Genomic DNA, 14,645 nt, shown 5'->3' with positions numbered 1-14,645 from the left:
TGACTTTTATTTACCTGCCTCCTTAAATTTGTGTGCTAACTCTGAACGTTTCATTTTACCTCAAGTTGTCTAAACTAGAGATAGAATTCACTTGCATCTCTGTACATATATCGTATAATATAAGTAAAGTCAAAGTTAGTCAAAGTCAAAATAAATGAATGTTACAATTTATATAACAGAGTAGTTGCATGAACAGTCCTGTGATGGAGAGGAGGATGGTATATGCGTAACATCTCGGATATAATAGAACAGCATTTAAAGCAGATTTTGGAGTCCGCGGGAAAAGATGAAATTGATATCAAACGAAGCGAACTTGCTGAAGAATTTCAGTGTGTACCATCACAAATCAATTATGTGATTAAAACACGTTTCACTGTGGAAAAAGGATATATAGTAGAAAGCAAAAGAGGGGGCGGCGGGTATATCCGTATTATACGGATTCAACATCAGGACAGAGCTGAATTAATCGATGAAATTATTGGATTAATAAATCCTGTCGTTTCACAGCAGGCTACAATGGACGTGCTCGAACGTCTGCTTGAAGAAGAACTGGTCACCGAACGCGAGGCAAAAATCATGTTAAGCGCCATTAACAGAGACACGCTTGCTTTTCAGCTTCCTTTGCGCGATGAAGTCCGGGCACGTATTTTAACCTCGATGCTATCGACCTTAAAATATCTAAATAAGTAATAAGGGGGGAAACTATGGAATGCCAGGAATGCCATAAGCGGCCGGCTGCACTCCATTTCACCCAGGTCATTAACGGGGAAAAAACGGAAGTGTATGTTTGTGAAGTCTGCGCTAATGAAAAAGGCTATATGAGTTACCCGGAAGAAGGCTATTCATTGCACCACCTGCTTTCCGGGCTATTCAATTCAACATTTGAAAGTATACAGAGCCAGTCCGGAAGCCAGGACAAACAGGAAGAATTGTCTTGTCCGCAATGTGACATGACTCTTTCGGAATTTAAACGCATTGGGAAATTTGGCTGCCCGACATGTTATGAGACATTTTCCGATTCATTGGATGCCATATTCCGCCGCGTTCACAGCGGGAACCTGACACATCACGGAAAAATCCCTGCACGGATTGGCGGAAGTATGCGTGTCCAGAAACAAGTTGATGAATACAAAGACGAATTACAGCACCTGATTAATAATGAAGCTTTTGAAGAGGCCGCCAAAGTCCGTGATAAGATTAAGGAACTGGAAGAACAAAGGCGGGGTGATGACAGATGACATTGCAGCAATTCATGAACGAGGCAATAAGCCCATGGATGCGCGAGGAAGGTCCTGACAGTGATATCGTGTTAAGCACCAGGATTCGATTGGCCCGAAATTTTGCGCAATATTCATTTCCAATTATCGCAAGCGAGAACAATCTTCAGCATATCAGCACGTTTATCCAGCAGGAATATGAGGATCAAACATTTCAGGATTACCGTGATTTTTTATTTGTTCCCATCGAGGATCTTACCCCGGTTGAAAGACGTGTTTTAGTAGAGAAACATTTAATCAGTCCGCATTTGGCAGAAAAGAATCATGTATCCGCCGTACTGATTTCCAAAAATGAACAGGTTTCGATTATGGTCAATGAGGAAGACCATTTGCGCCTTCAGCTGTACTTCCCCGGATTTCAGCTGAATCACGCTCTTACAAAAGTCTTTGAGCTTGATGATTGGCTTGAAGAGAAAATTGATTACGCATTTGACGAAAAACGGGGATATCTGACCGGGTGTCCGACAAATGTCGGAACAGGCATGCGGGCTTCAGTCATGATGCATTTGCCTGCACTCTCCTGGACCAAGCAGATCAAACGGATGATACCGGCTATCAACCAGCTGGGACTGGTTGTCCGAGGGATATACGGAGAAGGCAGTGAAGCAACAGGCAACATTTTTCAAATATCCAACCAGATAACACTTGGCAAGTCTGAAGTGGATATTGTTAATGATTTAGAAAGTGTTGTCCGGGAACTGATTGAGCATGAACGAAACGCCAGAAATTACATGATGGAACAATCAAGTACACACCTTGAAGACCGAATTTACCGTTCTTATGGTGTTATGGCGTACAGCCGGATCATCGAATCAAAAGAAGCGGCAAAATGTTTGTCTGATGTCCGGCTGGGGATTGATTTAGGTATTATTGAAAATGTATCACGTAATATATTAAACGAGTTAATGGTACTGACTCAGCCAGGATTTTTGCAGCAATATGCCAAAAAAACATTGACTCCGAATGAGCGGGATGTCCTAAGAGCGTCACTCATTCGTGAACGGGTACAATTAGAGACATAGCTAGGAGGAAAATTATATGATGTTTGGACGTTTCACAGAACGAGCACAAAAAGTATTGGCATTATCGCAGGAAGAAGCTGTAAGACTTGGCCATAACAACATCGGCACAGAACATATATTACTCGGCCTTGTTCGTGAAGGAAATGGTATTGCAGCTAAAGCACTTGAATCCTTAGGGCTTGAAGTAACTAAAATTCAGCAGGAAGTGGAAAAATTGATCGGAACCGGCAAACAGCCGATGCAGACGATTCATTATACACCACGGGCGAAGAAAGTAGTTGAACTATCCCAGGATGAAGCTCGCAAACTGGGTCATTCATATGTTGGAACCGAACATATCCTGTTAGGCCTGATTCGTGAAGGCGAAGGGGTTGCAGCACGCGTTCTTAATAACCTTGGTGTCAGTCTTAACAAGGCACGCCAGCAAGTGCTTCAGCTTCTGGGAAGCAATGAATCCCAAGCTGGACGGCAAGGCCGCGGTGCCCAGTCGTCAAATGCCAACACCCCGACATTAGATTCACTGGCACGGGATTTGACTGAAAGTGCTAAAGATGGAAATGTTGATCCCGTTATCGGCCGCAGCGGTGAAATTGAACGGGTCATCCAGGTGTTAAGCCGCCGGACGAAGAATAACCCGGTGCTGATTGGTGAGCCCGGTGTTGGTAAAACAGCTGTAGCAGAAGGGCTGGCACAGCAAATTGTCAATAATGAAGTTCCCGAGATATTGCGCGACAAACGTGTGATGACCCTTGATATGGGAACTGTTGTTGCCGGAACCAAATACCGCGGTGAATTTGAAGACCGTCTTAAAAAAGTGATGGAGGAAATCCGCCAGGCCTCAAATATCATCTTGTTTATCGATGAATTGCATACATTGATCGGAGCAGGCGGGGCAGAAGGAGCAATTGATGCTTCGAATATCCTGAAACCGGCGCTTTCCCGCGGTGAACTGCAATGTGTCGGGGCAACAACATTGGATGAGTATCGTAAATATATTGAAAAAGATGCTGCGTTAGAGCGCAGGTTTCAGCCGATTCAGGTAGATGAGCCAACATTGGAAGAGACAATCCAGATTTTAAAGGGTCTGCGTGACCGATATGAAGCGCATCACCGTGTAACGATTACAGATGATGCCATTGAAGCAGCTGCTAATTTATCAAACCGCTATATCACTGACCGCTTTCTGCCGGATAAAGCAATTGACTTGATTGACGAAGCCGGCTCCAAAGTTCGTCTGAGTTCCTATACCGTTCCGCCGAACTTAAAAGAACTGGAACAGAAGCTTGGTGATGTTCGAAAAGAAAAAGATTCTGCTGTCCAAGGCCAGGAATTTGAAAAAGCTGCATCATTGAGAGATTCTGAACAGCATCTGCGCGAAGAACTGGAAGAAACAAAAAAAGAATGGAAAGAAAAACAAGGGCAGAAAGATTCTGAGGTAACGATTGAGGACATTGCTACCGTCGTTTCCGTTTGGACGGGTGTACCGGTGACCAGAATGACTAAAGATGAAAGTGAGCGGCTTCTGAACCTGGAAGACACACTGCATAACCGGGTCATTGGTCAGGACGAAGCTGTCAATGCAGTGTCAAAAGCCATACGCCGTGCCCGCGCTGGACTGAAAGACCCAAAACGCCCGATTGGTTCATTTATTTTCCTTGGCCCAACCGGCGTTGGAAAAACCGAACTTGCCAGAGCGCTGGCTGAAGCGATGTTTGCTGATGAAGAAGCAATGATTCGGATTGACATGTCAGAGTATATGGAAAAACATTCCACTTCCCGTCTGGTTGGTTCACCGCCGGGATATGTCGGCTATGATGAAGGCGGACAACTCACTGAGAAAGTCCGTACAAAACCATACTCGGTTGTGTTATTGGACGAAGTGGAAAAAGCCCATCCGGAAGTTTTCAACATTTTGCTGCAAGTGCTTGAAGATGGCCGGCTGACAGATGCCAAAGGCCGTTTGGTTGACTTCCGAAACACTGTTTTGATCATGACGTCAAACGTCGGGGCAAATGAACTTAAACAGAACAAATATGTCGGCTTTACACTCGACGAGGATAAAGAACAAGATTATCAGGATATGAAGAAAAAAGTGATTGACGAACTGAAAAAAGCATTCCGTCCGGAGTTTTTAAACCGGGTTGACGAAACTATTGTTTTCCATTCACTTGAGAAGAAACATATGAAATATATCGTCAATCTAATGCTTAAGCAGCTGCAGGACCGTCTAAAAGAACAGGAAATCGAATTCTCATTGACAGATAAGGCTGTCGAGAAGATTGCCAATGAAGGATTTGACCCGGAATACGGCGCACGTCCATTACGCCGGTCGATCCAGAAAAACATTGAAGACCTTATGTCTGAAGAACTGCTGCAAGAAAACTTCAAAAAAGGTGAAAAAGTAAAAATCGGCTTAAATAATAAAGGAGAATTTCTAATTTTGCCGTAGACCAATAACATTGGGAGGTTAAATGCAATCAAAAAGCTGAAAAGGCAAACCCTTTTCAGCTTTTTAAGCTCGCGCGGAATCGGTAAGCGGGATGCAATCGCTTTGTGGAATAATTATGGAATGAACTTTATTAAAATGATAGATTATTGTAACTTTCATGAGATGTCAATCGTATATAATAGAAACTGTAGCGAGGGGGAAGGATTGTATTGGCTAAACGCAAAATGAAGTATGTTTGCCAGGAATGCGGCTATGAATCTGCCAAATGGATGGGTAAGTGCCCCGGCTGTAACAACTGGAACACGCTGGTAGAAGAAATGGAAGCATCTCCTGCAAGCAGCAGGCATACAATGACGAGGGATGCAAAGACGAAGCATCAGCCCGAAAGCATAACGGCTGTGGAGACACAAAAAGAACCCCGCATGACAACATCGATGGAGGAATTTAACCGTGTGCTTGGCGGCGGCATTGTGCCGGGATCACTGGCTTTGATAGGCGGGGATCCGGGGATTGGAAAGTCAACATTGCTGCTGCAAATATCAGCTCAATTAGCTGACAAGCATTTGCCGGTCTTGTATATATCCGGGGAGGAATCCGTCCGGCAGACAAAACTTCGGGCAGACAGACTTGGTGTCACCTCCGATTTATTATATGTATTATCAGAGACGAATTTACTTGATATCGTCAATCAGATTGAACAGATAAAACCTTCATTAGTCGTGATTGATTCAATCCAGACGATTTACCGTGAAGAAATATCAAGCGCTCCCGGAAGCGTTTCTCAGGTGCGTGAAAGCACAAGTGAACTGATGCGTGTTGCCAAATCAAATGGCATCCCGATCTTCATTGTCGGCCATGTTACCAAAGAAGGCGCCATTGCCGGACCGCGAATGCTGGAGCATATGGTTGATGCTGTACTCTACTTTGAAGGGGAGCGTCACCATACTTACCGCATTGTACGCAGTGTGAAGAATCGTTTTGGCAGTACACATGAAATGGGAATTTTCGAAATGAAGGAAGAAGGATTGCGGGAAGTCATGAACCCTTCCGAGATCTTTCTGGAAGAACGTTCACAGGGAGCGGCCGGCTCTACGGTAGTTGCTTCAATGGAAGGCACACGCCCTATTCTGGTCGAAATACAGGCGTTGATTTCTCCGACAAGTTTCGGCAATCCAAGACGGATGGCAACCGGTATTGATACGAACCGGGTTCCGCTTCTGATGGCTGTATTGGAAAAACGTGTGGGGCTTATGCTGCAAAACCAGGATGCCTATATAAAGGTTGCCGGCGGGGTAAAGCTTGATGAACCGGCCATTGATCTGGCAGTAGCTGTCAGCATCGCATCCAGCTTCCGGAATCAGCCGACGAAACCAGAGGATATTGTGATTGGTGAAGTTGGGCTGACCGGCGAAGTTAGACGTGTAGCCCGATTTGAACAGCGCGTGCAGGAAGCAGCAAAGCTGGGCTTCAAACGTGTTATATGCCCTGAGAAAAATCTGGAAGGGTGGAGGCCGCCGGAATCGATTGAAGTCCTTGGCGTCAACACAGTACAGGAAGCCCTGGAAGAGGGACTGGAGCGTTAAACAGAAGTGAATAATCAGATCAAATGGCAGTTGCCGACTTGGTGCTCGGAACTCAAAATATTGACACAATAACAAAAAGTGTGATATTATGTATTATTTTCTAAATTGACTCATTTTAACAGTTGTGATAGGCTTTTATTGATAAACTATATTTATTCTAAGCATTCATGGTTAATATACAGAAAATGGGTAATAATAAGCGATAGGAGGTGAACAGTGGTGCTAAAAAAGATTGTCCATTTATTTTTCATTATTTGTGGCGGTACCATTGGGTATTTATATGTTCCGGATATTATCAATATGTTTGACTTTACCGACGCAACATGGGCTGCATCCCCTTATTTAGGCATGGTTTTTGGTGCAATTATATTATTTGTGTTATCTTATTTTATCGCGGGACATATTGTTGGATTTTTACGTTGGGTGGAAGAGGGTCTAATTAAAGCGCCGGTTGGGGACCTGCTCTTTGGCAGTCTGGGTTTGATCGCCGGTTTATTCATTGCTTATCTGGTGAACATCCCTTTAACAGATATTAATATTTATCTTGTCTCACAGGTGCTTCCGCTCTTTATCACAATTTTGCTTGGTTATTTCGGTTTTCAGGTTGGTTTCAGACGGCGGGATGAATTAATGAGCCTGCTTAATTTTAATCGTAAAGAACGCGATAAAAAACGCTCTTCTGATGGCGAGCAGCCGCAGCCGAAAAAACATCCCAAATCCAAAATTCTGGATACAAGCGTCATCATTGATGGTCGTATCGCTGATATCTGTCAGACAAACTTTCTTGAAGGAACAATTGTCATTCCGCAGTTTGTTCTGGGTGAACTGCAGCATATTGCTGACTCATCGGACGTACTGAAACGAAACCGGGGCCGTCGCGGACTTGATGTTCTTAACCGGATTCAAAAGGAATTGCCGGTCGATGTTGAGATTTATGAAGGTGATTTTGAAGAGATCCCGGAAGTTGACAGCAAACTGATAAAACTTGCTAAAGTCATCGATGGAATTGTTGTAACGAATGACTTTAATTTAAATAAAGTTTGTGATTTGCAGGAAGTCCCCGTATTGAATATTAACGACCTGGCAAATGCTGTCAAACCGGTTGTCTTGCCTGGAGAAGAACTTAATGTGCAAGTGATAAAAGACGGCAAGGAGCATAATCAGGGTGTTGCATATCTCGATGACGGCACCATGATTGTTGTGGAAGAAGGGCACGATTATATCGGTAAGAAGGTTGAAGTGCTGATTACGAGTGTCCTGCAGACCTCTGCCGGCAGAATGATCTTTGCTAAACCAAAATTACTTGAAAAAGCTCAGTAAACGCGGTATAACTTATAAAGGAAGCAAAAAGTGATAACGCCAGCTGTTATCACTTTTTAATCGTGCGAAAGACGTATTTTATTAATAGATCTAATGATAAAAATCGGTCGAATACGTATTTAAAAAAGGAAGGGGTACCACCATGACAAATGAGGTTCGTGTACGGTATGCACCGAGTCCGACGGGTCATCTGCACATTGGCAACGCCCGCACAGCTTTATTTAATTATTTATATGCGAAACACTTCGATGGGAAATTTATCATCCGAATCGAGGATACGGATGATAAGCGGAATGTAGAAGGCGGAGAAGAAAGCCAGATGATGTATCTGAAATGGCTTGGTATAGAATGGGACGAAGGTGCTGATGTTGGCGGTAATTATGGACCATACCGTCAGATGGAGCGGCTGGAAATCTATCAGAAATATGTTGATGATCTGATTGACAGAGGTTTGGCATATAAATGCTACATGACCGAAGAAGAACTGGATCAGGAACGCGAAGAACAGCGTGCCAAGGGGCAAGTGCCGAAATACTCCGGCGCTCATCGCAATCTGACACAAGAACAGGTTGAAGCATTTGAACAGGAAGGACGCAAGCCAAGCATCCGCTTGCGTGTCCCTGAGAACAAATCATATACGTTCAATGATATTGTACGGGGCAATATTACATTCGAATCAAGCGACTTTGGCGACTGGGTCATTGTGAAGAAAAATGGCGCGCCGACATATAACTTTGCTGTCTCAATTGATGACCACTTGATGGAGATAACGGATGTCCTGCGCGGTGAAGAGCATATTTCAAACACACCGAAGCAGATGATGGTCTATGAAGCATTCGCCTGGGAGGCGCCCAACTTCGGCCATATGACACTCATCTTGAATGAAGAACGGAAAAAATTGAGCAAGCGGGATGAACATATTTTACAGTTCATTGAACAGTATCGCACGCTGGGCTACTTGCCTGAAGCGTTGTTTAATTTCATCACATTGCTCGGCTGGTCGCCGACAGGGGAAGAAGAGATGTTTACGAAGGACAAGCTGATTGAGATTTTTGATCCTGATCGTTTGTCAACTTCAGCAGCGATTTTTGACCGTCATAAGCTGAAATGGATGAACAATGAATATATTAAAGCAGCTGACACAGATAGAGTCATTGAACTCGCAATGCCGCATCTTATTGATGCAGGCAAACTGCCGGAAAACATGGATGGCACAACACGTGCGTGGGCTGAAAAAGTCATTGCATTGTATCAGGAACAATTGCGGTACGGGGCTGAAATTGTCGAATTAACTGAGCTGTTCTTCAATGAATCCATCAGTTATGATGAAGCTGCGATGGAAGTGTTGCAGCAGGAACAAGTACCGGAAGTGCTGCAGGTATTAACGGATAAGCTGATCCATTTGGAGAGTTTTGATAAAGATTCAATCAAGCAGCAAATTAAGGCAACTCAAAAAGAAACCGGCCACCGGGGCAAAAAACTGTTCATGCCGATTCGCGTTGCGACAACCGGACAGGCACATGGACCGGAACTGCCGATGGCGATTGAACTTCTTGGCAGAGATACGATTTTGTCACGGCTTGATAACCTCCTGAAGCAGCTGGGAGCTTAATAATTCACATTTGCCGTTAAATGTAATATAGTGATTACACACGAACTGTCTTCATGAATAAATAACAGATTTTAACACAAGGCTGTTTTCTAAAAGTTGTTGTTTGCCCTAAATCCATAAATTGAAACTTCATGCAACGGCGTGGACTTTTCCGCTGAATGTTAGTTGAACAGAATCGGGCATTTAGGGTCAGTTAGCCGCCGTATCTTGGCGGGTTACCATTAGATGCGGGATAAACTGCGACTTAATTTTAGATGGAAGTTGGTGTGTCGTCTACCGCTTCGGAAATACACGCCGCGCACCTTAGGGCGGCTGGTGAGCCTTCTCGTGCTCGTGCTCGTCGCGTTGCAAGCTATTTCTGTGAAGCATACGCTCCTCGCAGAAAACATTGTTGGCGCACTGCGGGGTCTCACCGATACCTATGTTCCCGCAGGAAGCGGTTTTTGCTTCCGAGGAAGCTGAAGCGTTGCCCTAAGTTGCGCGACTGCCCGGAACGGAGATCAACATAGCACTTACGTCGTAGTTTAAATCAACTGTAAAGCTTAAAAAACAACAAAGTTTACGAAAAGAGCCTGAACATATCAATATTGAGCTTTGACAAGGAGAAGTAGGAAGCGCTCTGCTTACCCAGAGAGAATCATCACCGGCTGGAAATGATTCTAAGCACCGTTTGTGAAATGCACCTTGGAGCCCGTTATGGAAAGTGAGTATATAGCGGCGGCGCTCTGCCGTTAACAGAGAGCAAGCCGGGAGAAATCCAGTTTTCTCCAAACAGAGTGGAACCGCGCTATAAGCGTCTCTGTGTAATCATTACACAGAGACGCTTATTTTTTATCCCGGAAAGTGGAAACCGGATATAGATAAGACCTTTGAGAGGAGGGGCATTCAATGAGTATTTTTAAGCGGATGAAGGAAGATATGGATATCGTATTTGATCAGGACCCTGCTGCACGTTCATATATAGAGGTGTTTCTGACTTATTCCGGCTTACATGCAATTTGGTCTCATCGCATAGCACATTTTTTCTTTAAACGCCGGATGTTTTTTATTGCACGATCGATATCACAAGTCAGCCGTTTTTTTACCGGGATTGAAATTCACCCCGGCGCTCAAATCGGCAGAAGATTTTTCATAGATCACGGTATGGGGGTTGTCATTGGTGAAACAACCGAAATCGGTGATAATGTCACCCTTTTCCAGGGCGTAACACTGGGTGGAACAGGCAAAGAAAAAGGGAAACGTCACCCGACCGTCAAAGATAACGCCACCGTTACAACAGGTGCAAAAGTACTGGGTAATATCACAATCGGTGACAGTTCCAAAATCGGTGCCCAGTCGGTTGTTTTAAAAGATGTTCCTGAACATTCCACCGTTGTTGGTGTTCCGGGAACAGTTGTCGTCCAGAATGGGCAAAAGGTTCGAAATAGCAATAACTTGGATCATCATAAGATTCCTGACCCCGTTGCTGATCGCTGCGATAAGCTCCAGCAAGAAATTGATTTGCTGAAAGAGGAGATCGAAAAGTTAAAGGAAGTGAAGCAGAATGACACTCACCATTTATAATACACTGACACAGGAAAAAGAAACGTTCAAACCGCTCGAGGAAGGAAAGGTACGCATGTATGTATGCGGTCCGACGGTATATAATTACATTCATATCGGCAACGCCCGTCCGGCCATTGTCTTTGATACTGTGAGACGTTATTTTGAGTATAAAGGGTATCAGGTTGATTACGTCTTAAACTTTACCGATGTGGATGACAAAATCATTAAAGCGGCCAATGAATTAGGTGAACAGGTTCCGGACGTTGCCAACCGGTTTATCGATGCTTATTTGGAAGATATCGGATCCCTCGGTGTCAAGGAGGCAACGTATAATCCGCGTGTGACCGAGACGATGGATGACATCATTGACTTCATAGCCAATTTGATTGATAAAGGTTATGCCTATGAGGTTGATGGAGATGTTTATTTCAAACCGCGGTCGTTTGATGGCTACGGGAAATTGTCGCACCAGTCAATTGATGAATTAAGGTCCGGCGCCCGTATTCAAGTTGGCGAGAAAAAGCGAGACCCGCTCGATTTTGCTTTATGGAAAAAAGCGAAAGGGAGTGAGATTGCCTGGGGTTCACCATGGGGACAGGGACGTCCGGGCTGGCACATTGAATGCTCGGCCATGGCTAAAAAATATCTTGGAGAGACGATTGATATCCACGCAGGCGGACAGGATCTGACATTTCCGCATCATGAAAATGAAATTGCCCAGTCGGAATCGATGAACGAAAAGCCGTTTGCTCATTACTGGATGCATAATGGGTATATTAATATTGACAATGAAAAAATGTCCAAATCACTAGGAAACTTTGTTTTGACGAGAGATATTATCAGCCAGCATGACCCGCAAGTTGTCCGTTTTTTCATGCTGAGTGTTCATTACCGCAATCCTATTAATTTTACAGAAGAATTGCTGCAAGGTTCCAAAAACAGCCTGGACCGGGTTAAGAATGCTTATTTGAATCTGGAACATCGCAAAGAGGCAAGTATGAACTTAAACCGAACATCCGAAACGTGGCAGGAAACAATCAATGATTTAAACAGACAGTTTGAAGCGGCCATGGATGATGATTTGAATACAGCAAACGCGATCTCCGTTTTATTTGAGCTAACGAAAGAAGCAAACCGTTATCTTGAGGAAAAACAAACATCAACACACGTTATTGAATCTTTCCAGGAAAGCATCGATTCTATACTTCTGGTGTTGGGTATCCAAATTAAGCAAGCGGAAGAACTTCTGGATGAAGAGGTGGATTCGCTGATTAAAGAGCGGACCGAAGCGAGAAAAAATCGGGATTTTAACCGGGCAGATGAAATCCGTGACACCCTGAAAGCGAAAAATATTATTTTAGAAGATACGCCCCAGGGCACCCGGTGGAAACGAGGGGACAATGAGTCTTGAAGTCAAGCAAATGAAAAGCCTGGCTCTTGCTTACATGGGAGACGCTGTATATGAAGTCTATGTGAGAGAGCATTTGCTAAAAACCGGTAAAGTGAAGCCGAACCAGTTGCATAAAGAAGCCGTCACATTCGTTTCGGGAAAAGCACAGGCTCTGGTCATTCTGCACTGGCTTGAGACGGATTTTCTGAGCGATGAAGAAGAAGGGGTCGCAGCCAGAGGACGCAATGCAAAATCCGGCACGATTCCCAAAAATATAAGTGTCCAGACGTATCGTTACAGCACAGCGTTCGAAGCACTGATCGGCTATCATCATCTGCTGGGTAATCAGGCTCGATTGAATGAGCTGTTGCAGGCAGCTATAGCATTTATTGAAGGGAGGTAAGGCTGACATGGATCAGGAAATCATTATTGGAAAAAACCCTGTTATAGAAGCGCTGGAATCCGGCAGACCAGTCAATAAAGTATTGGTGTCAGAGCATTTGAGCAAATCCTCATTTGGAAAGCTTGAATCTTTAAGTAAAAATGCCGGAACAATTTTGCAAAAAACACCCAAATCAAAACTCGATAAATTGGCATCCGGAAGTCACCAGGGCGTCATCGCCTATGTAGCCTCCTATTCATATGCATCGCTTGAGGATTTATTTTCAAAAGCGGAAAACAGTCAGGAAGCACCATTTTTTATCGTGTTGGATCAGCTGGAAGACCCGCACAACTTAGGGTCGATACTGCGAAGTGCAGATGCTTCAGGAGCGCATGGCGTCATCATTCCAAAACGGCGCTCGGTCGGATTGACAGGGGCGGTAGCCAAAACGGCTGCAGGAGCTCTCGAGCACATCCCGGTCGCCCGCGTCACCAATATTGCCAATACGATTGATGAACTAAAAAAGCGCCATGTGTGGGTAGTCGGAACAGAAGCCAACGGCACTGAAGATTATCGAAAGCTTGATGGCACAATGCCGATTGCACTCGTGATTGGCAACGAAGGAAAGGGCATGAGCAGACTGGTCAGAGATAAATGTGATTGGACCCTCAGCCTTCCAATGCGCGGGCATGTGTCATCCCTGAATGCCTCTGTTGCCTGCAGCTTGCTAATGTACGAGGTATACCGCAAAAGGTTTCCGGCTGGTGGGTAGCTATGAATGTATTGGTAGTGGACGGCTATAATATTATTGGCGATTGGGAAGAATTAAAGCGAATCAAGCAAACGGACATTGGACAGGCCCGCGACCGCCTGATTGAACTGCTTGCTGATTATCAGGCATTTACCGGCATGCGTGTGATTATAGTATTCGATGCTTATTACGTGAAGGGCACTGAAAGCAAATTGAAAGAACATAAGGTTGAAATTATTTATACCAAAGAGAACGAAACGGCTGATGAGTGTATTGAACGAATTGTTAAAGAGCTGAAAAATGTAATCAATCAAGTTTATGTGGCAACATCTGATTATGCTGAGCAGCGGACGATCTTTGGACGGGGCGCCCTAAGAATATCAGCGCGTGAGCTATATATTGAATTAAAAGATATTGATAGAGAAATAGACCAGGTGATTGATCAGCATCACAAGGTTAAACACAAAAACAAAATCCCTTTAGACAAGCACGTTTTGGATCAATTTGAAAAGTGGCGGCGCGGAGATGAGTGAATCTGTTTGCTCTGTTTGTCCGGAGATTCGATGTTGACTATTGTGAAGCGCTTACTGTATAATACCTTTAACAATGACAGCGGTGTAGCCGGGGGGGCTTTTTAGGTGAGTGTCAAGCTGGCAGAGACGGATAATCTAAGCTTGGAATTGCTGAATGATAATGAGGTTATTCAACTGATTCATCAGGGGGACAGCCATGCCCTGGACTTTTTAATACATAAATATATCAGCTATGTACGTGCAAAAGCACGGACTTATTTTATTATTGGGGCTGATAAAGAAGATATTATCCAGGAGGGCATGATTGGTCTTTATAAAGCAATTCGCGATTATGACGGGGACAAGCTTTCCTCGTTTAAAGCATTTGCCGAGCTGTGTGTGACCAGGCAGATTATTACTGCTATCAAAACAGCCACCAGGCAGAAGCATGCCCCGCTTAATTCGTACGTGTCACTCGATAAGCCGATTTATGATGATGAATCTGACCGGACTCTATTGGATATCGTTGCAGGATCAAAAATGTTTGACCCTCAGGAATTGCTTCTTAATAGAGAGCGATTTGTGGATATGGAAGGAAAACTATCAGAACTATTGAGCAGAATGGAGAAAGACGTGTTGCGCTTATATATGGACGGATGCACCTATCAGGAGATTTCAGTCAAATTAAAGCGTCATGTCAAATCGATTGATAATGCACTGCAGCGCATCAAACGTAAATTAGAACAGCTTTTGGAAACGAACGAAGCAGGAACACCGTGAGCCGTTGACACATGCCTCGGGT

At 44.3% G+C, this 14,645-nt stretch carries 13 protein-coding genes and 1 other annotated feature; all 13 genes read left to right on the top strand.

The window, feature by feature from the left end; all coding sequences use genetic code 11:
* Positions 1 to 222 precede the first annotated feature (222 nt).
* Positions 223 to 690, top strand: a complete 468-nt coding sequence (locus AOX59_RS13000) for a CtsR family transcriptional regulator (RefSeq protein WP_068446167.1) — start codon at positions 223 to 225, stop codon at positions 688 to 690.
* Between the two features lie 14 nt (positions 691 to 704).
* On the top strand, positions 705 to 1,238 hold the full coding sequence (locus tag AOX59_RS12995) for a protein-arginine kinase activator protein McsA (protein ID WP_068446165.1): 534 nt from the start codon (positions 705 to 707) through the stop codon (positions 1,236 to 1,238).
* Positions 1,235 to 2,299 (top strand): protein-arginine kinase McsB, encoded by a 1,065-nt coding sequence (locus tag AOX59_RS12990; protein ID WP_068446163.1) that lies wholly within the window; start codon positions 1,235 to 1,237, stop codon positions 2,297 to 2,299. Before AOX59_RS12995 ends, AOX59_RS12990 begins: the two co-directional genes overlap by 4 nt.
* 16 nt (positions 2,300 to 2,315) lie before the next feature.
* Entirely contained in the window at positions 2,316 to 4,748 is a 2,433-nt protein-coding gene (gene clpC, locus AOX59_RS12985) for an ATP-dependent protease ATP-binding subunit ClpC (protein ID WP_068446161.1), read from the top strand.
* Between the two features lie 209 nt (positions 4,749 to 4,957).
* Positions 4,958 to 6,331 (top strand): DNA repair protein RadA, encoded by a 1,374-nt coding sequence (gene radA, locus AOX59_RS12980; protein WP_068446160.1) that lies wholly within the window; start codon positions 4,958 to 4,960, stop codon positions 6,329 to 6,331.
* 219 nt (positions 6,332 to 6,550) lie between these two features.
* Entirely contained in the window at positions 6,551 to 7,651 is a 1,101-nt protein-coding gene (locus AOX59_RS12975) for a PIN/TRAM domain-containing protein (RefSeq protein WP_068448330.1), read from the top strand.
* Between the two features lie 142 nt (positions 7,652 to 7,793).
* Positions 7,794 to 9,263 carry a glutamate--tRNA ligase gene (gltX, locus tag AOX59_RS12970; protein WP_068446158.1) on the top strand — a complete coding sequence of 490 codons (1,470 nt, stop codon included), beginning with the start codon at positions 7,794 to 7,796 and terminating at the stop codon, positions 9,261 to 9,263.
* A gap of 585 nt (positions 9,264 to 9,848) precedes the next feature.
* Positions 9,849 to 10,067, top strand: a binding site (T-box leader).
* Positions 10,068 to 10,151: 84 nt separating this feature from the next.
* Entirely contained in the window at positions 10,152 to 10,826 is a 675-nt protein-coding gene (epsC, locus tag AOX59_RS12965; RefSeq protein ID WP_179946406.1) for a serine O-acetyltransferase EpsC, read from the top strand.
* Positions 10,807 to 12,219 carry a cysteine--tRNA ligase gene (gene cysS / locus AOX59_RS12960; RefSeq protein ID WP_068446156.1) on the top strand — a complete coding sequence of 471 codons (1,413 nt, stop codon included), beginning with the start codon at positions 10,807 to 10,809 and terminating at the stop codon, positions 12,217 to 12,219. Before epsC ends, cysS begins: the two co-directional genes overlap by 20 nt.
* Positions 12,209 to 12,601, top strand: coding sequence for a Mini-ribonuclease 3 (locus tag AOX59_RS12955; protein ID WP_068446154.1), 393 nt, complete (start codon positions 12,209 to 12,211; stop codon positions 12,599 to 12,601). Before cysS ends, AOX59_RS12955 begins: the two co-directional genes overlap by 11 nt.
* A gap of 7 nt (positions 12,602 to 12,608) precedes the next feature.
* The gene (gene rlmB, locus AOX59_RS12950) at positions 12,609 to 13,352 is read left to right on the top strand and encodes a 23S rRNA (guanosine(2251)-2'-O)-methyltransferase RlmB (protein ID WP_068446152.1); all 744 of its coding nucleotides are present in this window, start codon (positions 12,609 to 12,611) and stop codon (positions 13,350 to 13,352) included.
* 2 nt (positions 13,353 to 13,354) lie between these two features.
* Positions 13,355 to 13,864 (top strand): NYN domain-containing protein, encoded by a 510-nt coding sequence (locus AOX59_RS12945; protein ID WP_068446150.1) that lies wholly within the window; start codon positions 13,355 to 13,357, stop codon positions 13,862 to 13,864.
* Between the two features lie 105 nt (positions 13,865 to 13,969).
* Positions 13,970 to 14,623: an RNA polymerase sporulation sigma factor SigH gene (gene sigH, locus AOX59_RS12940; protein WP_068446149.1), complete on the top strand. Its 654-nt coding sequence runs from the start codon at positions 13,970 to 13,972 to the stop codon at positions 14,621 to 14,623.
* The last annotated feature ends 22 nt before the right edge of the window (positions 14,624 to 14,645 follow it).

It is taken from the genome of Lentibacillus amyloliquefaciens, from assembly GCF_001307805.1.
Taxonomy (GTDB): domain Bacteria; phylum Bacillota; class Bacilli; order Bacillales; family Amphibacillaceae; genus Lentibacillus; species Lentibacillus amyloliquefaciens.
Note: the sequence above shows the minus strand (reverse complement) of the source record. Positions and strands in the feature narration are given on the sequence as shown.